This window comes from Pseudotenacibaculum haliotis, assembly GCF_042684245.1.
GTDB lineage: Bacteria > Bacteroidota > Bacteroidia > Flavobacteriales > Flavobacteriaceae > Polaribacter > Polaribacter haliotis_A.
In genome coordinates this window covers 773,159-796,504 of the sequence record NZ_JBHULH010000001.1, presented here as the reverse complement: position 1 = coordinate 796,504, position 23,346 = coordinate 773,159, and the positions used below count along the sequence as shown (strand labels likewise).

Genomic DNA, 23,346 nt, shown 5'->3' with positions numbered 1-23,346 from the left:
AAATCCCACCGAATGAACATCACTAAAGCTGTTGAAAATATCTTTAAAAAGTATTTGCCTTCACCATTTACCATAGCCATTCTATTAACTCTTATCACAGTACTTTTAGCCTTGTTTTTTACCAAGCCTTTAGAAGTTGGAGTGCTAGATTATACAGTAGATGTTTTACAATTTTGGGAAAAGGGAATCTGGTCTAACGGATTGCTAGTATTTGCATATCAAATGATGTTAATATTAGTACTAGGGCATGTATTGGTTCTTAGTAAACCGGTGAGCAATGCCATTTTAAAAGTTACAAAATACTGCAAAGACACGGCAACCAGTGCAGCTATTGTTGCCTGTACAACCATGCTGGTAGCCTTTTTTAATTGGGGATTAGGATTGATCTTTGGAGCTTTACTAGCCAGAAAGGTTGCGGAGCATGCTCAAAAAAATAAAATCTCTTTAAACTATCCAATCATCGGAGCAGCTGGTTATATGGGGTTGATGGTGTGGCATGGAGGAATTTCCGGTTCAGCACCCATAAAGATCAATGAAGAAGGGCATATAGCCGGAATTATGAAAGAAGTTTCTTCTCCGGAGATATTGAGTCAAATCCCGGAGGTCATTGATTATAGTCAGACAATATTTAGCCTATCAAATTTGTTGATCTTTTTAGCTGTTGTGGTTGTTATTTCAGGATTGTTCTTCTGGTTGGGAAAAAAAGCTTCTCCCACCGAAATTAGTTTGCCTGAATATCAAATGAATATTGATGAGAAAGCTACAACAAAAGCAGAAAAGCTAGATAGCTCTAAAGTTTTAGCATGGATTTTTGGAGCTTTGATCATTGTGGCATTTTCATATCGATATTTTGACGATATCAAAGCATTGAAGATCACACCTAACCTAATCAACTTCTTTATGTTGGGATTAGGAATTATCTTACACGGAAGCTTTAAAAGATTTACCAGTGCTGTTGGAGAATCGATTTCTGACGTATCCGGAATATTGATTCAATTTCCTCTGTATTTCGGAATCATGGGAATCATGAGTAACTCTGGAATGGTTACGCAGATCTCAGACTTTTTTGTGTCGGTATCCAATGCAACAACATTGCCCATTTTTACATTCTTTAGTGCCGGACTGGTCAATATTTTTGTACCGAGTGGAGGAGGGCAATGGGTGGTTCAAGGACCAATCGTTGTTGAATCTGCATTAAAGCTAGGCGTTCCTTTAAACAAAGCCATTATGGCTCTTGCCTATGGCGATCAGGTGACCAATATGTTACAACCGTTTTGGGCACTTCCTTTGTTGGGAATAACAAAGCTAAAAGCAAAAGAAATTCTTCCTTATACCTTATTGGCGATGTTTGTTGGAAGTACAATCTATATTATTGGTCTGTTACTATTCTAAGAAATGATTTGGCTTACAGATAGAATTGAATTCCCACCCTATGAAACCATCTCTGAAGAAGGCATTATTGCCATTGGAGGAGATCTTTCTCCAGAACGTTTAATGCACGCTTATGCTAGAGGAATTTTTCCATGGTATTCAGAAGAATACCCCATCCTTTGGCATTGCCCACCGGAACGTATGGTGTTATTCCCAAATGAGTTGAAAGTTTCCAAATCGATGAAACAAGTATTGAGAAAAGGAGAGTTTACCATCACAGAGAATAAGGCTTTTGAAGAAGTGATCCGCCACTGTAAAACAATTGAAAGAAAAGATGAAGAAGGTACTTGGATTACAGATGACATGGAAAGAGCGTATATAAAACTACATGAACTAGGTCATGCTAAATCTATAGAAGTTTGGTTCTACAATGCAGAGCAGCAAAAACAAGAACTAGTTGGAGGCCTGTATGGAATAGAGTTAGGACAGGTATTTTGTGGAGAGAGTATGTTCTCAAAAAAGTCTAATGCTTCAAAAATTGCTTTCATCCATTTGATCCAATCCAACAACTACAAGCTTATCGATTGTCAGGTCTATACCGATCATTTGGCAAGCTTAGGTGCCCGAGAGATCGAAAGAGAAGAGTTTTTAGCAATCATAGAGAATGCTAACAGAAAATAATCCTGTCAGCATTCTACAAAGAGACAACTACGAATGCTTATTCTTTTAGTTGAAAGAACCATTCCAACGTTTTTACAACCGAAGGGATATTAGCTGTAGAATGGTTTTTATTGTTGAGTGTAATTAGCTCTATTTGTTGCCCGGGAGCATTTAAATTATTGTATGCTGTTGTAGCATTGTGATAAGGCACAATTTGGTCTTGATCACCATGATAAAAGCGAATGGGAGCTTTGGGAGTCCAGTTCAGTAAGGTATTTTCTTTAAAGGCATTTATCACTTCAACAGCAGTTCCGTTAAGCACGCTTTGAACAAATTCAGGACGCATTAATTCCGTGAAAGAAGAAGGAAGTTGAGCCTCAATTTCCTGAGCAGACAAATTACCATCAAATAGAGAAGTCATTTTTTGAGCGTAAGGAGCTTTGAAAATTTTATCCAACTGATTCCATCCGTAGTATTCGTTGTAAGCTGTAAAAACAAACGCTAGATTTGGGATGTATGGATAATGTTCTGCTTCAAAAGTTTTTTTCATCGTTTCATACATATCATAAGGCCCGGCTAAAGGGGCTACAGCAGTAATGGAAAACTCATCTGTGTAATTTTCTTCAATCTCTTTTTGAGTAGCCAAAGTAACATAACCACCTTCAGAGTAACCGTACAAAAAGAGTTGGTCGTTTAATGAAACATTGTTTGCAACAAAGTGCTTTTTAGAAGCTTTGAGTAAGTCAATTGTATTGGCAGAAGATAATTTTGAAATTAAATACGGGTGAATAGCATTGGACTCTCCATAACCAATATAGTCAGGAATGGTGGTAGCAAAACCTAAAGAAGCAGTTACCAAACCTACAAGACCTTCGCCAACATTTGCCCCATTAACAGAAGTAACATTGCTACGGTGAAATACCACTCCATGTTGAATACTCAATATCGGAATCGCCTCCTGAGTCTTAGGAATTAATAATGTTCCGGATGCCTTTACCAAGTTTCCATGTTGATCTGTTGTCAAGTAAACAACTTTATTAAAATCTACAGAAAAAGACAGATGGTCTAAAATAGGAATCGAATACCCTTGTGAAATCATTACCTGTTTTATTTGGTCTGCCGAATAAGTACCTATTTTAGAAACACTAATAATGTCTCCTCTGTTTTGAGAAGGAATTACAGCTTCGGAATTTTGACCTTGAGTACATCCTACAATAGTTAATGCAAATAGAAATAATAAGCTTTTGAAATTCATAATTGTCGTTTTTAATGATTTATAATTTTGATCCAAAAGTAGGTGTGGAAAAGGGTGAAAAACAAAGGAAGTATTGCCCAAATCCCTGAATTGGGCATAGTAAAAAACGACTATTTTAAATGCGTATTCCTATACTGGTTGGGGGTTTGATTGGTATGTGCCTTGAAAAGTCTGTTGAAAGTAGTTGAAGATTTAAAACCCGAGTTAAAAGCGATGGCTTCTAGGGTATAATTGCGAAAATTAGGGTCTAAAAGGTTTCGTTTAACTTCCTCAATTCGATATGAATTGATAAGATCGTAGAAGGTTTTTTGAAAACCAATATTAATAACTTGAGAAGCCGTTTTTGAGTTTGTTTTTAACTTTTTGGCAAGTTGACTAAGGGTGAGAGAACTGTTTAAATAGAGTTTATCTTCTTCCAACAATTTGATCAATTTTACTTTGTAAGCTTCGATCTCTTCCTGATCTACATGAGTGTTGGAAGGAGGAGTTTTTAAATTCGGACGATTTTCTTCAGTAAAAACTTCCGGTTTTAACAAAGCATAATACCCTACCCAATACACATAAATAGCCGAAGCAGTTCTGAATATATTTACAAAACTATCAGAAAGATATTTTTTAAAAGCTAAAATATCTCCTCCCATTAGAATCATCCAAAGAAGGTAGATAATCAACAAGCCGGAGGTAAACTGAAAGAGCCAATTTAGTTTTAGCTTGTCAATGTTTGAAAACTGATCACGAAGTACTTTATGATAGTTCCAGATGATCTTGAGTGCCAAGATCAAATAGATCAAAAGCTGAATAATTACTAAGATCGAAAATAGAGTGTAGATATAATATTCTATAGAATCACTACTCACTTGCTCTTCGGTTGTAATACCTCGAACACCTGCATAGAATAAAAAGGCAAAGTAAGAAAGAGGAAGAATAAAATGCTTTTTAAGGGTACTGACCAAATGAATACTATTTCCTGTCAAGGATTTAATATATAGATAGAAAAAAGGACCAAAAAAACTGTAAAAGCTCCAAGTAGTCATGTAGATGATAGGGTAGCTTTGCACTGTTTCAAAGTAATAATCTGAAAAGTGATTTCGCAAAGTATTCATAGAAAACAAGAGCAAAAACACAGCTAAAAATGTATTGGCTCTTTTGCGATGCTTCTTAGAAAGTAATAGAATTAAGCTTAAGATAACTCCTTGAATTCCGGAGAAATAAAAAAGCATTTTTGTTAATTCCATCGGGGTCAGTAAATTGTGGGTAAAAGATAAAAGGAATTAATTTTTTATAAAAGACATTCCATAACTATTTGCAATAGAATCAATTTCTTTTCGGGTTAACTTTCTTTGTTCCGAAGCTTTCGCAACATCATCAAAAAAAGATTCGAAACCACCGGGAGTTATGGTGTTCATGGTAACTCCTTGAATAGAGTCGACGTTTTTAAAGTGATGCGGAATTCCTTTTGGGAGTCGAACCATATCTCCTTGTTTTGCTACAAGAGTTGTATCGCCACAGTAGAACTCATAAGTGCCTTTCATAACATAAAAAAGTTCATCCTCATGTTTGTGTACATGTTTAGGCGGACCTCCCTCAGGAGGAGTTTCTGTGATGATAACAGAATATTCACCCTGCGTATCTTCACTCATGATCTTTCCAACGATTTTAACTCCAAATACATTCCATTCCTTTCCGGCATTAGAAGTAACATGTATTGGTTGATTAGAATCTTTCTCAGAATGAGAGTGGTGATCTGTCTTTTTACACTGTTGAAAACTAAAGAGTATAAGTAAAGCTGCCAGAACTTTTTTCATAACGAATACGATTGTTTTTGCATCGAAAAGATAGGAATAAATTTCTGATAGAAGTTGTAACAAAATACCGACCTTTGCCGACTGAAAAAAATAATCCCTATTTTAGGATTATGTTAAGTGCGGAATTATGAAGAAAATATGTGTTTTATTTTTTGTGTTTGGAATGCTGAATTCCTCTTACGGTCAGCAAAGTAAATCAACCATCAACTTTAAGAAGGATAGAAACCTTTGGCAAGAGTTTACTTATGATATGGGAAACATTTTTGGAGGAATGGGACATGCATACAGTAGACCTTTTCATTGGGAGAAAAAGCAGTGGAACCATTTTTTATACATAGCAGGAGGTACTGCCGCTTTGTATCATGTTGATGACGAAGTCGATAGTTGGGTAAATGGTTGGAGAGGAAATGTGCCAGATTGGCTAGCTGATTACGGAAACGAATATGGAAATCCGAACAACAACTACATGATTACCGGAGCTGTGTATTTGACCGGGTTGTTGACCAAAGATGAAAAACTACGTAGAACAGGGGTTCTATTAATTTCTTCGGCATCAGCCGCCGGTTTGTTGCAACAGGTGTCAAAAAGAATTATAGGAAGAGCAAGACCCAGAGCCAATAGAGGTTCCGATGTGTTTGATCCGTTTCATATAGACAGAGTAAGAGATTACGATTCCTTCCCTTCCGGACATGCCATGTTAGGATTTACCAATGCTTATGTGATTGCAAAGCAATTTAAAAGCCCGTGGATTAAGGCTGGTTTGTATACTGTTGGATCTATTCCGGGAATCATTCGAATTGTAGATCGATTTCATTGGATTTCAGATATAGCCTTTAGTACTGTCATCAGTATTTTTATTGTAGAAGCGATTGATAAATACCTCGATAAGAAGTACGATAAAAAGTACAATGATGTAGAAAAGAAAACTGCGTTTGACTGGGATCTACAAATAAGCCCTAGAGGAGTAGGCGTTGTAATGAGGTTTTAGAACCGATATGTTCCTTCGTAAGATGTCAACTTTTTATAAAGTTGTTGCTCTTGAATATCAACTAGGAAAAAATCATTGTCTCCCTTTACTACATCAAAAATGTATACCTCTTTACAATCTTCTCCGTCATCACCTGCACAAAGTTGCATGTATACACGAAAAACCTCTTTAGAGTCGATTGTTATTTTGTGTGTCTTATTATGAACAAGAAAACCAGGGGAAAGATGGCCATAAAAATCGGTTTCAGGATCAATTTTTCTGTAGACTTCCAATATTTCACGAAAAGCATTTAAGTAAAGATTTATTTTCTGAATTTCTTCAGCATCTTTATGATTCAAGTGAGATCTTAAGTGTCTATTTGTGTTGTAACCGTAATATGCGATCAGTTTAGAGAATAAATGAATTCGATTGCTTTCTACATAATCAAAAAGCTCTATTACTATATCATAAGCAAGCTCTTCATCAGGATACACTCTTGGTTTGTGCTTCTTTTTGCGCTTGAAAAGAGGTTCATTATCAGCTTTACGGAGTAAAAACCTATAAATAAACCCAACAAGAAAGGAAATGAATGTAATGATGATTAAAAAGACGATCATAGCAAATGAATCAAATACTTGACTAAAATAGCAATAAAAGAGATAGAGAAGATGCTTCTATTAGTTTTTACAAAGCTGTTTTAGCATTCCATTGAAGATGATCCCATGAAAAGGTAACACAGAAAACCAATAAATTCTCCCGACAAGACCCAAGGGTCTGAAAGTTGCAGTTTGTATAAGCTTTTCTTGTCCAATTTTAAACTCTAACCAAGCTTCTCCAGGCAATTTCATTTCAGCGAATAAAAGAAGTCTACCTTCATCCTTATTTGCATATATAACCCTCCAAAAATCTAGTGCATCTCCTACTTCAATAGTGTTTTCATTCGTTCTTCCTCTTCGTAAACCAACCCCGCCAACAAGTTTGTCTAAAAAACCTCTAAACCTCCAAAGAACATTTCCGTAATACCATCCGGTTTTTCCCCCAATGGCCCAAATTTTATCAATACAGAGTTCGCGGTTTATGTAGTTTAATTCTCTTCTATCTTTAAAACAACCAAAGGTTGGCACTTGAACAAAGTCAGAAATATTGATATTCATTCCACTGCTAATGTGAGCATCTTTCCAGCTGGAAATAACATCGTTATTTTGAATCTTAGTGAAAGCTTTGTTTAATGATTCTCTATAAGAAAGAGGTTTGATCTGCAAGAGTTTGATAAGTTCATCATTTCTACAAGTAACTTCAACTTTCATGCTATTTACCAAAGCAACAGCCAATCGATAAGAAGTAGAAGTCACAAAGTATAACCAGTAGGAGGAAAGACGTGGAGTCATAACCGGCATAATAAAAATGGTTCTTTTTAAATTTCGAACCCTTCCAAACTCTAAGAGCATATCCTTATAGCTTAGAACGTCGTAACTCCCCACATCAAAATTCCGATCATAGGTTTGAGTATTGAAAAGAGTTTTTGTGAGGATAGAGATCACATCACCAATACCTATAGGTTGACATTTTGTTCTTAACCATTTGGGAGTGATCATAATAGGGAGTTTTTCAACTAAATCTCTGATGATCTCAAAAGAAGCACTCCCGGAGCCTATAATGATTCCTGCTCTGATGGTAGTTAAATGAAATGTTCCCTTGTCAAGCTCTTCTTCAACTATTTTTCTTGAAGACAAATGTTTTGAGAGTGAAGATTCGTTAATAATTCCACTTAAATAAATGACATGAGTAGCATTGGTCTGTTCTATTGCAATCCTAAAATTGATCGCAGACTCTTTTTCCAGTTTTTGATAATCTGATGATGAAGCCATGGAATGAACCAAGTAATATGCACCATCAATGTTTTTTGGTATTTTACTGAGAGAATCTTTGTTGAGTAGGTCGATTTCAATAATATCTATAGAGGGTAAAAGAGATTTAGGAGGGTGAAATCTTTTTTTATCACGCACACAACAAACAACTTCATATCCTCTTTCAACCAAAGTAGGCAAAAGTCTTTTCCCAATATAACCAGTAGCACCGGTAAGAAGTATTTTCATTTTCGGTTATTCTTTTGAACTTGGGGAAATAAATGCAGACTGTTTTTTGCAGAGCTGAGCTCTATAAATTTAAGAAATAATAGCGAATTCTACTATCTTTGAAAACTCAATTTAGAAAACATTTGTGATGAATATACAGAACGCACAGCAGCAAGTAGACGAATGGATCAAAAATCACGGAGTTCGTTATTTTAACGAATTAACCAACATGGCACAATTAACAGAAGAGGTTGGAGAAGTGGCACGAATTATTGCCAGACGTTATGGAGAACAAAGTGAGAAAGAATCCGATAAGGACAAAGATTTGGGAGAGGAATTGGCAGATGTATTATTTGTTGTATTGTGCTTAGCCAATCAAACAGGAGTGAACTTACAAGAATCGTTCGAAAAGAAATTAGATATCAAAACCAAACGTGATCACGATCGCCATCATAACAACGAAAAACTAAAGTAATATGAGTTTTATAAAGAAAATGCAGCAAAAAGAATTTTGGAGCAACTTTGCTAAGATCGCTATTCCATTTTTTGTTTTTTTATCAATAGCGATGCTTCTGATGAATAGTTGGAGAGATGTTTTTGCAGGAGATTTTGCAAAGGTAAATGAAGCCAATTTTGCCAATGGCGAATGGATTCGTTTTTTCGGAATTAAAGTGGTGATAAGCTTTTTTTACGGTTTGTGGATGACCAATAGAAATATGAAATAATTGCTTTCTTGAGATTCGAGTTTTACAGCTCTTAAAAATTAAAAAAGCGCCTAAAAGGCGCTTTTTCTATATGAATAAATACCTATTAGTCTAGTTGAATAAAATCAATCTGACTATTCTTCACTTTCTGATTCAGCTCTTTCACTCGTGTATTAAAAATAGCATAGAGTTTAGCCAGTTCTTTGTCGATCTCTTTGCTGATCTCATTTTTGAAATCAATAGCTTGCTGAGTAGGGCCGTAACTTCCAATTCGAGTTAATGAATTTAAGTGTGCTAACTTATTGTTCAATCTAATAGGGAAATTCAAAGGATCCTGATTACTTCTACTTTTGGTTTGGTATAAAGTTTCTTCAACTTTGGTCATGTCTTTTACCAAAGCATCTGCAAAATCTAACAGATCTTTATGCTTCTCTTTGTCTTTGATAGACTTTTTCAAAGCTTTTACTTGAGCGCGTACCTTTTTTACATTCTTTAAAGCTTTGTGAATCTCAGTTACTTTTTCATTAATTCCATTAATGAAGTCGAACTGTGCTTTCATGTCAGCCAAACTAGCTTCAGAAACAGGATTTCTAAGTATGGTGAAACTTTGAGACTTCTCTTTGTTACCTACCTTTAAGACTGCTTTGTAATTTCCTGGCAATGCCATAGGTCCGCTTAAAGAAGCCCACCATAAGATCATTCCTTGAACACGTTCAGCACCCGGATACATCATGTTCCAATAGAAAATATTGTTTCCGTCTTTAACCGTTAATTTTTCTTCTTTCTTTTCTTTATCAGGCTTGGTGCTATAGGTCTTGATTAGTTTTCCATTACCTTCATAGATGCTTAACGAAACTTGATCTTTCTCTCCTTTTTCTTTGATGTAGAAATTAACCGCTACACCTCCCGGATGATTGGTTCCTTGTGTTCTAGAAGTGGCACCGCGTCCTCCTCCCATTCGATAACTATCCTGTGGTTTAAAAAGAATCACATCTTCCTTCATAGCGTCTTTTGTCAATTGATGTATAGGAGTCAGATCATCGATCATCCAAAAAGAACGACCTTGGGTAGCAGCAATTAAATTATCATTTTTAATAGCAAGATCTGTAATAGGAACAACAGGTAAATTCAATTGGAAAGTTTGCCAGTTTTTTCCATCATCAAAAGAAATATACATTCCTCTTTCTGTTCCTGCATACAACAACCCTTTTCGTTTAGGATCTGCACGTAAAGCTCTGGTAAAATCTTCGGCACCGATTCCATTAGTGATCAGTTTCCATGATTTACCATAATTTTCTGTTTTGTAGATATAAGGAGCGTAGTCTCCCGTTTTATATTTAGTACCAACAATATAAGCAGCTCCTTTGTTGAATGGATCTACCTCAATGCCGTTGATCATCATCCATTCCGGCATTTTTTTAGGCGTAACATTGCTCCAATTTTTCCCTCCATCTCTTGAAACATGCACCAATCCATCATCAGAACCTGTCCAGATCAAGTCTTTCTCATAAGGAGATTCACTAACGGCAAAGATGGTTCCGTAATATTCTACTCCGGTGTTGTCTTTTGTAATTGGACCTCCTGAAGGCCCTAAAGTCTTAGGGTCATTTCTCGTCAAATCCGGACTTATGATCTCCCATGATTGCCCTTCGTTGTAAGTTACATGTAAATGATTGGAGGCTGCATATAACTTATTCTTCTGATGAGGAGAGAATAAGATAGGGAAGTTCCATTGAAAACGATATTTGAAATCTTCAGCTCCGTGTCCCATCGGATCATCTGGCCATACATTAATAGCTCTGGTTTCTCCTGTTTTATGATTTTGACGGGTTAATAAACCGCCATAGCTTCCTCCATACACAATATCATTATTGTTAGGATCAACGGCTAAATGAGCACTTTCTCCTCCTGCTGTTGATTCCCAATCAGATTCGCCAATAAAACGACCTTGAGTTCTATGTGGAATCCTAATAGTAGAATTGTCTTGCTGTGCTCCATAGATTCTATATGGGAAATGATTGTCTGTTGTAACGCGATAAAATTGCGAAGTAGGCTGATTGAAATACGTACTCCAATTCTCACCCGCATCAAAAGAAACCTGTGCACCTCCGTCATCACCAATGATCATACGTTGATTGTCTTCCGGTGCGATCCATAAATCGTGATGATCTCCATGAGGAGCATTGTATGTTTTGTATGTTTTTCCTCCATCCGTAGATCGATGGTAGCGTACATTCAATACATATAAAATATTTTCATCTTGAGAGTCTGCATACAAACGAGTATAGTACCAAGCTCTTTGGCGAAGTTTACGCTCGCTATTGATCAAACTCCATGTTTTTCCGGCATCAGTAGATTTGTACACACCTCCTTTTTTATTTTCAATAAGCGCCCAAACAATATCTGAGTTTACGGGAGAAACAGTCACACCACTAATTCCCCAGATACCTTTTGGTAATCCTTTACGATCTGAAATGTTTGTCCATGTTTCACCTTCATCAGTACTTTTCCATAAAGCAGAACCTTCTCCGCCACTAGACAAGCTATAAGGAGTTCTTCTTACATTCCATGTAGTAGCATATAAAATTCTTGGGTTGTTTGGATCAATAATTAAATCAACAACACCAGCATCTTTATTTGCAAATAATTTTTTGCTCCATGTTTTTCCTCCGTCTGTAGATTTGTACACTCCTCTTTCGTTAGAAGACTTGTAGAGATCTCCCAAAACACCGGCATACACAATATCTGGATTTTTAGGGTGAATTCGGATTCTTGGGATGTGACGTGAGTTTTTAAGTCCCATATGTTCCCATGTTTTTCCTGCGTTGACAGATTTCCAGATTCCATCTCCGGAAGAAACATTTCCACGAACTGTTTTTTCTCCGTTCCCTACATAAATCACATTAGGATCCCATTCGCTTACAGCTACAGAACCTACAGAACCACCAAAGAAACCATCAGAGATATTTTCCCAAGTATTTCCGGCATCTGTTGTTCTCCAGACTCCACCTCCTGTAGATCCCATGTAGAACAAATTAGCCTTGCCCGGAACTCCGGTTACGGCAGCACTCCTTCCACCACGAAACGGACCTATATTTCTCCATTTGGTAGCACTAAAATATTCTTCGGAATATTTGGTCGGATTTTTTTGAGCATTAACTTTGTAGCTTTCAAAAACAAAAAGGCATACAAAAACAAAAAGTAATTTTTTGAGCATAGTTAGTTTGTTTAAAGGAGCCTAAATTTAAGCAATTAAAATCAGAGTTAAACTTATGAATATTAGAATAGAAGGTGTTACAAAAAAGTTGATCAAAGAATCAATTTTTATCTCTGGTTCTAAAAGCGAATCGAACAGATTATTGATCTTACAGAAACTCTTCTCAGAGTTGAGCATAGAGAACTTATCAGACTCAGACGATACGCATCATTTACAGCATGCTTTAACAACGTCCGATTCAGAAATTAATATAGGACATGCCGGAACCGCTATGCGGTTTCTCACCGCATTTTTTGCTACGCAAAATAACAGAACAGTAGTTCTGTCCGGTTCCGATCGAATGCACAATCGCCCTATTCAAATTTTGGTAAATGCCTTGAGAGATTTAGGAGCAGAGATCTCTTATGTAGAGAAAGAAGGCTATCCACCTTTGAAAATTTCCGGTAAGGAACTTACTCAAGACACTGTTAAGATCAACGGAAATGTAAGCAGTCAATACATTTCGGCATTATTGCTAATTGCTGCCAGTTTACCAAAAGGTCTTACCATTGAACTGATAGGCAAGATCACTTCGATTCCGTACATCGAAATGACTTTGAGCTTAATGGATCAAATCGGAATTAAATCTCAATTTGAAGGACAGATCATTAAGGTAGCGCCTTTAAAAGAAGCGAAAGCTCAAACACTGGTTGTAGAATCTGACTGGAGTTCTGCTTCCTACTTTTATTCAATTGTAGCTCTGTGTGATGTAGGTACAGAAATTACATTAACAGCTTATAAAAAAGAAAGCTTACAGGGAGATTCTGTTTTGAGCGAGATTTATGAGCATTTTGGAGTAGAAACATCGTTCGATTCAAATTCGGTGACTCTAAAAAAGGTTTCTGAAAGAGGTGAAAATACTTTGGAAGTTGATTTGAACAAAGCTCCGGATATTGCACAAACCATAGCAGTAACTTGTTTTGGATTAGGGATGTCTTGTAATTTATTTGGACTACACACATTAAAGATCAAAGAAACAGATCGATTGGAGGCATTGAAAGCTGAACTGACTAAGATGGGGGCAGATATTTCTGTGACTGATCATAGCTTGCATTTACAATCTTCAACAAAAATAAACGCTGATGTAGCTATTGAAACCTATAACGATCATAGAATGGCAATGGCATTTGCACCGCTTGGACTGAGGACTTCATTAGAAGTTATAGATGCAAAAGTGGTTACAAAATCGTATAGAAATTTTTGGTCTGATTTACAGCAAATTGGTTTTCAACTGACCGAAAAGTAAATTAATCAGCCAAACACTTGACAACGCCTATTTGCATATCGTATATTTGCCGCCGTTATAACTAAAACTATCCATGAAATTAACTCTGATCTAAGCGCAAAATTGCTGACCCTCATGAGCTAATTCCATACGACGGATAAAAAACAATAGAAAACTCCGTATGAAATTATCCAATTTTAATTTTGAACTGCCATCTGAATTATTGGCAGAATATCCATCTGAGCACAGAGACGAAGCACGTTTGATGGTTTTGAACAGAGAAAAGCAAACGATCGAACACAAATTGTTTAAAGACTTGATCAATTATTTTGATGAAGGAGATGTAATGGTCTTAAACAATACCAAAGTGTTTCCTGCAAGAATGTATGGAAATAAAGAAAAAACAGGTGCTAGGATCGAGGTGTTCTTGTTAAGAGAATTAAATGCAGAAAACAGACTGTGGGATGTATTGGTAGATCCGGCAAGAAAGATTAGAATTGGAAATAAATTATTCTTCGGAGAAGATGATAGTTTAGTAGCTGAGGTAATTGATAATACCACATCTAGAGGACGTACTTTACGTTTCTTATTTGATGGGTCTTATGAAGAGTTTAGAGCAAAATTGATCGAATTAGGACAAACGCCACTTCCAAAGTATATCAAAAGAGATGTAGAGCCATCAGATGAAGAGCGTTACCAAACGATCTTTGCTAAGCACGAAGGTGCTGTAGCAGCTCCAACAGCAGGATTGCACTTTTCTAAACACTTAATGAAGCGTTTAGAGATCAAAGGAGTTGATTTTGCTGAGCTAACATTACACGTAGGATTAGGAACGTTTAGCCCTGTAGAAGTAGAAGATCTTTCGAAACATAAAATGGATTCTGAGCAAATTATCATTCCTCAGAATAGTACAAATATTATCAATAGTGCTATTGATAATAAGAGAAGAGTGTGTGCAGTAGGAACTACGGTTATGCGTTCTGTAGAATCATCAGTTTCTGCAAGTAGAAGATTAAATCCATATAGCGGATGGACAAACAAATTTATTTTCCCTCCGTATGAGTTTAGTATCGCAAACAGTATGGTAACCAATTTCCATACACCAAAATCTACTTTATTGATGATGGTAGCTGCTTTTGCAGGATATGACTTTGTAATGGAAGCATACGAACAAGCAGTAAAAGAGAAATATAAATTCTATTCTTACGGAGACGCAATGTTGATCTTGTAAGAGGATGTAAAGAGATAAATTTCAAAACCTCATAGTAGCTACTATGAGGTTTTGTATTTTTGCAGCGGATGAAGCCCAAGAAAAAAGACATACGAGCGTTAACCAAAGAGCAATTGCGAGAGTTCTTTGTAAAGAATGGCGACAAAGCTTTTCGCGGAAATCAGGTATACGAGTGGTTGTGGAGCAAATCGTTACACACGTTTGAAGACATGACCAATATTTCTAAAGCAACTCGTGAGATGTTAGAAGAGAACTTTGTGATCAATCATATTGAGGTAGATTCTATGCAGAGAAGTTCTGATGGAACCATTAAGAATGGAATTCGTTTGCATGATGGTTTGATCGTTGAGTCGGTTTTAATTCCTACAGATACCAGAACAACGGCTTGTGTATCTAGTCAGGTAGGCTGTAGTTTGGATTGTAAGTTTTGTGCAACGGCTCGCTTGAAGAGAATGCGGAACCTAAACCCTGATGAGATCTATGATCAAGTTGTAGCTATAGATCAGCAAAGTAGACTATATCACAATCATAAGCTGTCGAACATTGTTTTTATGGGAATGGGAGAACCATTGATGAATTATAACAACGTGATCAAAGCCATTGATAAGATTACGTCACCGGAAGGTTTAGGAATGTCTGCAAAAAGAATCACACTATCAACATCAGGAGTTCCAAAGATGATCAAAAAAATGGCAGATGATGAAGTAAAATTCAACTTAGCAGTTTCTTTACACTCAGCTATTGATGAGGTAAGAACTTCGATTATGCCTTTTAATGAGACCTTTCCGTTAGAAGACTTAGCCGATGCACTTAGACATTGGTATGCAAAAACCAAACGAAAGGTAACTTATGAGTACGTTGTTTGGGACGGTATCAACGACCGAAAAGAAGATATCAAAGCACTCATTGATTTTTGCAAGATCATTCCTAGTAAAGTAAACTTGATCGAATACAATCCTATTGATGATGGTGAGTTTCAGCAAGCAAGTTCGAGAGCTTTAGATAACTACATTTCCAATCTGGAAATGAATGATATCGTAGTAAATGTACGTCGCTCCAGAGGGAAAGATATCGATGCTGCTTGTGGGCAGTTGGCTAATAAATCCTAGATCAATTCGTTTTTTTTAAAGTTGCTTTTTGAACAACAGTAATAGGGTACCCATATACCTCAGGTATTTTATCTGACGTTCCGCCGGTAGTGGTTTTGGCTTTTGTATTGCTAAAAAGGATTTCAAAAAACAAATGATCTTCTTTAAACTCTAGCCGAGAGCTTAAAAAGTTTCCTTGCACTTCAAAGAAGCTATATAATGTATTTCCGGAAAAACGAGAAGGTAAAATAATCCCGTTGTTTTCATCAACTTCACAAATTCCTTTCTGTTTGTCTTTAATGATAAGGCTATAGTCTCTAGCTTGACCATTGTATACTAATTGATAGGTGTACTTGTTTAAAGAGTCTGTTTTCTTCATATGAAACTCCATAGGGATTTCTTGTTTTCCTCTGGGAGAATCGATAAAAAGTGTACCTGAATAGGAACCTAAAGCATTCTCAGGGAACGAAAAATCAGTTTCTTGGGCTTGGGCAAAAAACATCAAAAAAAATGCACAAAAGACGAACAGAAATTTTTTCATAAAAAAGCTTTGATTCAAAGATACTTAATAGAAAGCTTAGAAAGAATTATTTGCTAAATTTGTGGACTCATGAAAATTGTGGAGGAAATAAAATATCCTATTCAGAAGGAAATGGAACTCTTTGAAGAGAAATTCAAAGATTCTATGTTATCCAAAGTTCCTCTTTTAAACAGAATTACCTATTACATTGTTAGAAGAAAGGGAAAGCAGATGCGCCCGATGTTTGTGTTTTTGGTTGCAAAAATGGTTTCCAACGGAGGCTTCGATCAAAGAACATATCGCGGAGCTTCTATTGTAGAGTTAATTCATACAGCAACCTTGGTACATGATGATGTAGTAGATGATAGCAATAGAAGAAGAGGTTTCTTTTCTATCAATGCTTTATGGAAGAATAAGATTGCTGTGTTGGTAGGAGATTATTTGCTATCTAAAGGATTATTGCTTTCTATTGATAACGAAGATTTCGATCTACTAAAACTGATCTCCATTGCTGTTCGTGAAATGAGCGAAGGGGAATTGTTACAAATCGAGAAAGCCAGAAAGCTTGATATTACCGAAGAGGTGTATTTTGAGATCATTCGCCAAAAAACAGCGACGCTAATTGCAGCTTGTTGTGGAATTGGAGCGGCATCTGTAGGAGCCAGTCAGGAAGTCATTCAGCAAATGCGAAAGTTTGGTCAGTATATTGGAATGGCTTTTCAAATTAAAGATGATTTATTCGACTATTCTGAAGAGAAAATAGGAAAGCCTACAGGGATTGATATTAAAGAGCAAAAAATGACCTTGCCGTTGATCTATACACTAAACCATTGTACTCCAAAAGAGAAAGCTTGGTTGATCAATTCCATCAAAAAACATAACAAAAACAAAAAGAGAGTTAAGGAAGTCATTGCTTTTGTAAAGAAAAGCGGAGGTATTGAGTATACAACCGAAAAAATGCATGACTACAAAAACAAAGCCTTGGCAATTTTAGATAACTACCAAGACTCTGATTATAAATCGTCATTGATTAAAATGATCGATTATGTAGTAGAGCGAAAGATTTAATCGATAATTAAACTTCTGTTTTTAGGATATCTAACAGTATATTTTAAAACGATCTCTTTAGTGTTTTTTGGAGTAAGAGTAAAATTCCATCGAACCTCCCCGGTTTCTTGATTTAAGACTCCATCAAACTTTTTATCCATTGTTATTTTTATCTCTTCTCTAGTTGAAATAGGAATTTGATCTAAAACGGACATTTTAATGGTTTGTAGTTTATTGTTTTTAACAATAATATTCCACACACTTGTCTCTTCCTTTTTATTCCCGATAAACTGCCTAGTGGTAAAATCTTTAGCTTTATCTCTTTGTATACTAACATTTTTATCCATCCCCAAGGAAATGTCTAGTTGCTTTTCTGCATATCTAGTGTCTATAAGTGATGTTCCGATAAAAGTGTTTTCAAAATATACATTAGCTTCACCTTCCAGAAGATTTAATTTCTCCCAATCATTCAACCTAGCAACTAAGAAAGCATTCTCTTCAATTCTAGGAACTGCGTAATAATTATAGCTTGCCTCTACCTCATAAGTTTTCATAGAAATAATGAAATCCTTTTTACTTGATTTTACGGTATAAGGTTCTATTATCTCGAAACTAACCGATGTCTGATTTATTATTTTTTTGGTAGGAATAGATGTATTTAAACCATATACCCTGCCTTCAAGTTTTTGACCTAATTTCGATTTAGACCTTCTATTTTTAGATGGTTTTGCATAAGCAGTTACAACAACTTCCTCCAGTACTTCATCAGCTTCCATTAGAATGTTGATAGATCTGTTATTTGCTTTTCTTTCGACAGTTCTAAATCCTAGGTAAGAAAATACCAATGTTGAATTAGTATCAGGAACTTTTATGCTATATCTACCATTAAAGTCTGTTTCAGTACCAATGGTTGTTCCTTTTACCAAAACAGTAGCACCTGGTATAGGACCTTGAGAATCTTCTACATACCCAACAACTTCATCAATTTCACTTTTATAATTGGGAGGGTAGGTTCCGTAGTTAATAAAGTAAGGAGTTATTTTTCCAGCCTTTGTAGATTGACTCGGGTTTGCTGATGAAAACCTGAGCTTCACATTATTCCAATCTACTTGGGAATTTTGTTTGAGATTAGCCTTGTAGTTTAAGTGCAAAGGTGAATTAATGTCCTTCACTCTAACATCATAAGATGGATACCAACCAACATTAGAAACATTATATGTGAGTATAAATTTGACAGTTTTTACAGAACTTGATCTCATTTTCAAAAATATTTCACCCGAAGCAAATTCTTTTTTAGGAGTAAGGTTTTCAATTTGCTTTGTGATTTTAGCCTTTTTTACATGTAATTTATGAATCTTATTTTTGAAGGCCAATTCATTTGTTTTTAGTTTTTTCATCTGGCTGCTGTAAAATGATGATGCTTCTTTTAATGCACTTACAGTTAAAGTCTGATCTCCACCAATACTCCTGTTGCTCTTTAAAAATTGGATTTCATCTTGAACAGAAGAGAGATTAATGTTTTCAATATCAATTTTGTCATTCAGTTTAGACAACTCATCCTCCAAAGAAATTTGCTCCATACTTTTCTTTGAACTGTTCAAGTAGTTTTTCTGATAGTTAATGGCTTGAATTTCTATTCCTTCTGCTCTGATTTGGATACTTTTTTTATCTATAAAAGGAGATAAGTCTACAAATTTTAATACTTGTAAACCTCTGTCTACTTTGATGTTTTTGGTTCTAGTTACTTGAGCACTATTCAAAAAAACTGTAGCTGAGTTTACTTCAGATTTTATCTCTCTTTCTTGAGAAAAGCAAAAGTTCACTGTTAGAAATAATAGAAAAATAATGATCTTTTTCATGACTTTATATTTTGTGATTTTTATAAAATTATAAAATATAAGAGCCTTAAGAGCTAAGAATGAGTTAAGAACAAAGTCTAGTTAGTAAACGGTGATAAATAGAAAGTAAAAAAATAGAACTACAGACTTTTTTCTCCTAATCGCTCAATCTTTGACAGCCATTTTATTCTATACTCTTCTTTAGACAAACGCAAAGATCCTATGGAGGTAAATCGTATAGTTTGAATGCCTACAAACTGCAGGAAGAGTTTTTTCATTGCAAAATAAGTTGGTCTCCCGTTGAACCAGCGGTAATACCAAGCTGGTTGATCCAAGGTTAAAATAACCCTTGCAGATTTTCCGGTTAAATATTTATCCCACCAAACCGAATTCTCTCTTTTCTTAAAAGCAAAACCGGGGAGGAATACACGATCAATAAAACCTTTCATAATTGCAGGATAAGAACCCCACCAAACAGGGAATATCCAAACAATATGATCTGCCCATATTATGCTCTCTTGAGCTGCAATGAGGTCCGGTTCAAGTTCTGTTCTTTTACGATAACCAAATTGTAAGTTAGGATTAAAATCTAGATCTCGAATATGTATTTCTCTAATCTCAGATTGAGAGGTTAGTATTCCTTTTTTATAAGAATCAGCAATTCCGGCACAGAAACTTTCTTGATCAGGATGTCCGTTTATGAGCAATACTTTCTTCATGTTTTTATAGCATTAGAAATATCACTGCTAAAACTAGAAGAGGAAATAAAGTGACAATGGCACTCATTAGACACCAGAACAAAAAGACAAACCAATTTAGTTGTACAGGCTTCCTTTTTTTAATGTGATCCTTTACTTGTGATACAGAAAGACTAAGCAACTCTTCTTTTGGGATTTCTAGATCCATCAAAGAGTTGTTTTGCAATCCTTCTTTATATCCTTCATAGACTTCTTTAGGATGTAGGATCAATCCAACAAACATACCACTGATGCTAAAAAGTCCTATAGGAAAGTGTTTCCACATTCCTGTTGCGATCTCCCAACCGGAAATAAAAGATTCTCCTTTCCAAGAAGTATCACAGTCATACAAAATATGTTGAATGTCGTGAATATGAATCACTTTTCTTCGAAAAGGAGGATTAGGGAATTTGAATGTAAAAGGTTTGAATTTTATGTAGAAAAAAGGATCGTTTTCTCCACCATCTTTTGGGAGGTTATTGGCTAGATGAAAGTCTTTTAAAGCAGTAGAAATTGTCATGTGAACAGGTTTGGTTCTACAAAGTTAGCTGACGAAAAAGACAAAATTCTTGACAATTGTCAAGAAAGCTATTTGCCTCTAATTCTGCTAAAAGTTTCGGGAGTCATGCCTAAAAAAGTAGCGATGTTTTTAGAAGAAACTCTTTGGAAGAGTTCGGGCTTCTTTTTTAGTAATGTGTGATAGCGATCATGTGCTGTTTGCAGTTGAATATCATCAATACGTTCTACCAATTCAATATAAGCTTGTTGCATGAACAAACGTCCGAATCGTTCGTATTCCGGATGCTTTTGAAATAAATCTTCCAGATCTGAATGAGATATTTTATAGACTTCTAAGTCTTCTAAAGCTTCTACATTGTATTTGCTCTTCTTTCTTTGGATAAAACTATCAATTGCCGTAATGGTTTCCTGTTCTGTAGAAAAATAACAAGTAATATCTTTTCCGTTCTTATAATAGAAAACTCGAGCAATACCACTAACTATAAAATAGAGGTGATCACAAATAAACCCTTCTTCGTGTAGTAAATGATGTTTGGGATATTTCTCGAAGATCATAATACTTTGAAAGTCTTGCATTAGTTCCGGAGTTTCCAGAAAAAAAGAGGCGTGCTGTTCAAAGAAAGATTCCATATTATAAAGTCAATAGTTCTTCTACAAAATCTCGTTTGTTAGACAATCTAGGAACTTTGTGTTGCCCTCCTAACTTACCTCTTTTTTTCAGCCAATCATAGAACAAACCTTCTCTAGCTTCATGGATAGTAGGCATTTTTAAGGTCATATTGTTATAACGCTTGGCTTCGTAATCTGAGTTTAATGATTTGAGCGCATTGTCTAAAAGTTCGGTAAAATAAGCAAGGTTTTTGGGTGCTTTGTTGAATTCAATAATCCATTCGTGCCCACCTTTTTCATCGCCATTCATAAAAATAGGGCCTACCGTATAATCTGTAATTTCAGCTTTGGTCTTTTTACAGGCAAGCTTTAGAGCTTCTTCTGCATTTTCAATAATAAGCTCTTCGCCAAATACATTGATGTGATGTTTGGTTCTCCCTGTAATCTTAATTCGATATGGATCTAAACTGGTAAATTTTACCGTATCTCCAATCAAATAGCGCCATAAACCACCATTGGTAGTTATCACAACAGCATAATTCACATTTTTCTTAACCTCAGATAGTGGAATAGCTACTGAATTCTCTCCATCATACTCATCCATAGGAATAAACTCGTAGAAAATTCCGTAATCCAACATCAATAGCAATTCGTCAGAATAGTTCTTGTCTTGAATAGCAAAGAAACCTTCTGATGCATTATAGGTTTCGTAATAACGAAAATCCTTTTTCGGAATTAGTTTCTTATACTGCTCTCTATAAGGATTGAAGTTAACTCCTCCGTGGAAATAAACTTCCAAATTGGGCCAAACTTCCAGAATATTGTCTTTTCCTGTTTTCTCAAGAACACGATTTAACAATACCAACATCCATGATGGCACACCTACCAAACTAGTGATGTTCTCATTGATGGTTTCATTGATAATGGCTTCCATTTTGGTTTCCCATTCACTCATCAATGCTGTTTCTTGTCGTGGAGCCGAGCTAAAATCAGCCCAGAAAGGCATATTTTCAATGATGATGGCAGAAAGATCTCCAAAATAAGAATCGTTGTCCTCGTATATTGCAGAACTTCCTCCTAAACGCAATCCTTTTCCATTAAACAGCTCTGCATCTTCATTATTATTGATGTAGAGGCATAGCATGTCTTTTCCTGCTTTAAAATGACAATACTCAATAGCTTCATCACTTACCGGAATAAACTTGCTTTTTGCATTGGTTGTTCCACTCGATTTCGCAAACCATTTGATCTTGGTAGGCCAAAACAAATTCTGCTCACCTTTTCTACAACGTTCGATCAAAGGTTCTATACTTTCGTATTGTTGAATAGGAACTTTTTCTACAAAATCTTGATAGCTGTGAATAGAAGAAAAATCATGCTCTTCACCAAACTCTGTACTCTTGGCAAATTGTACCAAACGGAGTAGCAATTCGTCTTGAACATCAACAGGATACTTTAAAAAAAGTTCCATTTGATGCTTCCTCTTTTTGAGAAACCATGAGATGATGGAATTAACAAATGGAATCGCCATACAGTAAAAAGTTGAGTTTAGTAAGTTGATTTTTTCCCGTAAGTTTGTTTAGTACTTACAAAGAGGAGTTAAAAATAGAAAATTATTTTACATGCAATATCAAGGAGTTTTAAAAAAAATGCCCACTGAAAATAGCGAAAAGATTCAGTATTATTTAGATATGGGGTCTGATTTTCTGAATGTAAATCAACTATTAAACAAAACTTTAGATCTGTCTTTTGTGAAATATGAATGTTTAAACTGTCATCTTGAGCGCCCGATCTACCGTCAAGGATTCTGTAAATCTTGTTTTTTTGATACGCCAAGAGCAGGAGATTGGATCATGAGGCCTGAATTGAGTACTGCTCATTTAGGAAAAGAAGATCGTGATTTGGAGTACGAAAAAGAAATGCAATTGCAGCCTCATATTGTGTATTTGGCAAACTCAAGCAATGTAAAAGTTGGAGTAACCAGAAAGCAGCAAGTGCCTACTCGTTGGATCGATCAAGGAGCACATGAAGCTATAGAGATCGTAGAGGTTCCTAATCGATATTTAGCAGGAATAACCGAAGTGGCACTAAAAGAGCATGTTGCAGATAAAACAAATTGGAGAAAGATGTTAAAGAATGATATAGAGGACGTAGATCTTGTAGATTGGCAGAAAAAATTACGACCTTACATACCCGAGGAAGTTCAAGAGTATTTTATTGAAAACAATACAGAAACAGAACTTCATTTTCCGGTACACCAATATCCTGAAAAACCAAAAAGTTTGAATTTGGTAAAACAAGGATCTTATACCGGAAAGTTGGTAGGCATAAAGGGACAGTATTGGATCTTTGAAGATCAAACTGTGTTTAATGTAAGAGCCAACGAAGGATTAGTGGTTAATATATCAATTCAATGACATAATGGTGACTGAGCGTAGT

General features: G+C 35.7%; 22 protein-coding genes. 10 read left to right on the top strand and 12 right to left on the bottom strand.

The genetic code is table 11. The features are described from left to right. Positions 1 to 12: 12 nt before the first annotated feature. Together ACFSRZ_RS03855 and aat are read left to right on the top strand one after the other, a co-directional pair. Positions 13 to 1,392, top strand: coding sequence for a short-chain fatty acid transporter (locus ACFSRZ_RS03855; protein WP_379665200.1), 1,380 nt, complete (start codon positions 13 to 15; stop codon positions 1,390 to 1,392). A 3-nt stretch (positions 1,393 to 1,395) separates the two neighbouring features. Beyond that, on the top strand, positions 1,396 to 2,052 hold the full coding sequence (gene aat, locus ACFSRZ_RS03850; protein ID WP_379665199.1) for a leucyl/phenylalanyl-tRNA--protein transferase: 657 nt from the start codon (positions 1,396 to 1,398) through the stop codon (positions 2,050 to 2,052). 37 nt (positions 2,053 to 2,089) lie between these two features. On the opposite strand, the gene ACFSRZ_RS03845 is transcribed toward aat, so the two are convergent. From ACFSRZ_RS03845 to ACFSRZ_RS03835, 3 genes are all read right to left on the bottom strand, one after another. Beyond that, positions 2,090 to 3,286, bottom strand: coding sequence for an alpha/beta hydrolase family protein (locus tag ACFSRZ_RS03845; RefSeq protein ID WP_379665198.1), 1,197 nt, complete (start codon positions 3,284 to 3,286; stop codon positions 2,090 to 2,092). A gap of 110 nt (positions 3,287 to 3,396) precedes the next feature. Next, complete coding sequence (locus tag ACFSRZ_RS03840; protein WP_379665197.1) at positions 3,397 to 4,521, bottom strand: helix-turn-helix domain-containing protein; 1,125 nt, start codon at positions 4,519 to 4,521, stop codon at positions 3,397 to 3,399. 36 nt (positions 4,522 to 4,557) lie between these two features. Further along, positions 4,558 to 5,091, bottom strand: coding sequence for a cupin domain-containing protein (locus ACFSRZ_RS03835; RefSeq protein ID WP_379665196.1), 534 nt, complete (start codon positions 5,089 to 5,091; stop codon positions 4,558 to 4,560). A 127-nt stretch (positions 5,092 to 5,218) separates the two neighbouring features. Between ACFSRZ_RS03835 and ACFSRZ_RS03830 the strand changes: the two genes are divergently transcribed. Beyond that, the gene (locus ACFSRZ_RS03830; protein ID WP_379665195.1) at positions 5,219 to 6,079 is read left to right on the top strand and encodes a phosphatase PAP2 family protein; all 861 of its coding nucleotides are present in this window, start codon (positions 5,219 to 5,221) and stop codon (positions 6,077 to 6,079) included. Here ACFSRZ_RS03830 and ACFSRZ_RS03825 read toward each other — a convergent pair. Together ACFSRZ_RS03825 and ACFSRZ_RS03820 are read right to left on the bottom strand one after the other, a co-directional pair. Further along, positions 6,076 to 6,675, bottom strand: coding sequence for a hypothetical protein (locus ACFSRZ_RS03825; RefSeq protein ID WP_379665194.1), 600 nt, complete (start codon positions 6,673 to 6,675; stop codon positions 6,076 to 6,078). The genes ACFSRZ_RS03830 and ACFSRZ_RS03825 overlap by 4 nt on opposite strands. A 60-nt stretch (positions 6,676 to 6,735) precedes the next feature. Further along, positions 6,736 to 8,154: an SDR family oxidoreductase gene (locus ACFSRZ_RS03820; protein WP_379665193.1), complete on the bottom strand. Its 1,419-nt coding sequence runs from the start codon at positions 8,152 to 8,154 to the stop codon at positions 6,736 to 6,738. A 127-nt stretch (positions 8,155 to 8,281) separates the two neighbouring features. Here ACFSRZ_RS03820 and ACFSRZ_RS03815 point away from each other — a divergent pair, with 127 nt between their 5' ends. Together ACFSRZ_RS03815 and ACFSRZ_RS03810 are read left to right on the top strand one after the other, a co-directional pair. Then, positions 8,282 to 8,608 (top strand): nucleotide pyrophosphohydrolase, encoded by a 327-nt coding sequence (locus ACFSRZ_RS03815; protein WP_379665192.1) that lies wholly within the window; start codon positions 8,282 to 8,284, stop codon positions 8,606 to 8,608. 1 nt (position 8,609) lies between these two features. After that, positions 8,610 to 8,858 carry a hypothetical protein gene (locus ACFSRZ_RS03810; protein WP_379665191.1) on the top strand — a complete coding sequence of 83 codons (249 nt, stop codon included), beginning with the start codon at positions 8,610 to 8,612 and terminating at the stop codon, positions 8,856 to 8,858. An 85-nt stretch (positions 8,859 to 8,943) separates the two neighbouring features. Here ACFSRZ_RS03810 and ACFSRZ_RS03805 read toward each other — a convergent pair whose 3' ends face one another. Next, a complete protein-coding gene (locus tag ACFSRZ_RS03805; protein ID WP_379665190.1) occupies positions 8,944 to 12,054 on the bottom strand; it encodes a VPS10 domain-containing protein in 3,111 nt (1,036 codons plus the stop codon). A 55-nt stretch (positions 12,055 to 12,109) separates the two neighbouring features. On the opposite strand from ACFSRZ_RS03805, the gene ACFSRZ_RS03800 reads away from it, so the two are divergent. The 3 genes from ACFSRZ_RS03800 to rlmN all read left to right on the top strand — a co-directional run bounded on the left by ACFSRZ_RS03800 (position 12,110) and on the right by rlmN (position 15,658). Then, positions 12,110 to 13,339: a 3-phosphoshikimate 1-carboxyvinyltransferase gene (locus tag ACFSRZ_RS03800; RefSeq protein ID WP_379665189.1), complete on the top strand. Its 1,230-nt coding sequence runs from the start codon at positions 12,110 to 12,112 to the stop codon at positions 13,337 to 13,339. 160 nt (positions 13,340 to 13,499) lie between these two features. Then, a complete protein-coding gene (gene queA / locus ACFSRZ_RS03795) occupies positions 13,500 to 14,549 on the top strand; it encodes a tRNA preQ1(34) S-adenosylmethionine ribosyltransferase-isomerase QueA (RefSeq protein WP_379665188.1) in 1,050 nt (349 codons plus the stop codon). Positions 14,550 to 14,617: 68 nt separating this feature from the next. Continuing rightward, a complete protein-coding gene (rlmN, locus tag ACFSRZ_RS03790) occupies positions 14,618 to 15,658 on the top strand; it encodes a 23S rRNA (adenine(2503)-C(2))-methyltransferase RlmN (RefSeq protein ID WP_379665187.1) in 1,041 nt (346 codons plus the stop codon). Position 15,659: 1 nt separating this feature from the next. Here the strand turns inward: rlmN and ACFSRZ_RS03785 are convergent, their stop codons facing one another. Further along, the gene (locus ACFSRZ_RS03785; protein ID WP_379665186.1) at positions 15,660 to 16,178 is read right to left on the bottom strand and encodes a hypothetical protein; all 519 of its coding nucleotides are present in this window, start codon (positions 16,176 to 16,178) and stop codon (positions 15,660 to 15,662) included. A gap of 69 nt (positions 16,179 to 16,247) precedes the next feature. Between ACFSRZ_RS03785 and ACFSRZ_RS03780 the strand changes: the two genes are divergently transcribed. Further along, the gene (locus ACFSRZ_RS03780) at positions 16,248 to 17,225 is read left to right on the top strand and encodes a polyprenyl synthetase family protein (protein ID WP_379665185.1); all 978 of its coding nucleotides are present in this window, start codon (positions 16,248 to 16,250) and stop codon (positions 17,223 to 17,225) included. Here ACFSRZ_RS03780 and ACFSRZ_RS03775 read toward each other — a convergent pair. The 5 genes from ACFSRZ_RS03775 to ACFSRZ_RS03755 form a co-directional block, all read right to left on the bottom strand. Further along, the gene (locus ACFSRZ_RS03775; protein ID WP_379665184.1) at positions 17,222 to 19,063 is read right to left on the bottom strand and encodes a mucoidy inhibitor MuiA family protein; all 1,842 of its coding nucleotides are present in this window, start codon (positions 19,061 to 19,063) and stop codon (positions 17,222 to 17,224) included. The genes ACFSRZ_RS03780 and ACFSRZ_RS03775 overlap by 4 nt on opposite strands. A gap of 119 nt (positions 19,064 to 19,182) precedes the next feature. After that, the gene (locus tag ACFSRZ_RS03770) at positions 19,183 to 19,761 is read right to left on the bottom strand and encodes an NAD(P)H-dependent oxidoreductase (protein WP_379665183.1); all 579 of its coding nucleotides are present in this window, start codon (positions 19,759 to 19,761) and stop codon (positions 19,183 to 19,185) included. 4 nt (positions 19,762 to 19,765) lie between these two features. After that, complete coding sequence (locus tag ACFSRZ_RS03765) at positions 19,766 to 20,299, bottom strand: hypothetical protein (RefSeq protein ID WP_379665182.1); 534 nt, start codon at positions 20,297 to 20,299, stop codon at positions 19,766 to 19,768. 68 nt (positions 20,300 to 20,367) lie between these two features. Next, positions 20,368 to 20,928: a Crp/Fnr family transcriptional regulator gene (locus ACFSRZ_RS03760; protein WP_379665181.1), complete on the bottom strand. Its 561-nt coding sequence runs from the start codon at positions 20,926 to 20,928 to the stop codon at positions 20,368 to 20,370. 1 nt (position 20,929) lies between these two features. After that, positions 20,930 to 22,438 carry a GH3 auxin-responsive promoter family protein gene (locus tag ACFSRZ_RS03755; protein WP_379665180.1) on the bottom strand — a complete coding sequence of 503 codons (1,509 nt, stop codon included), beginning with the start codon at positions 22,436 to 22,438 and terminating at the stop codon, positions 20,930 to 20,932. Between the two features lie 91 nt (positions 22,439 to 22,529). Here ACFSRZ_RS03755 and ACFSRZ_RS03750 point away from each other — a divergent pair, with 91 nt between their 5' ends. Next, complete coding sequence (locus ACFSRZ_RS03750) at positions 22,530 to 23,324, top strand: DUF2797 domain-containing protein (RefSeq protein ID WP_379665179.1); 795 nt, start codon at positions 22,530 to 22,532, stop codon at positions 23,322 to 23,324. The last annotated feature ends 22 nt before the right edge of the window (positions 23,325 to 23,346 follow it).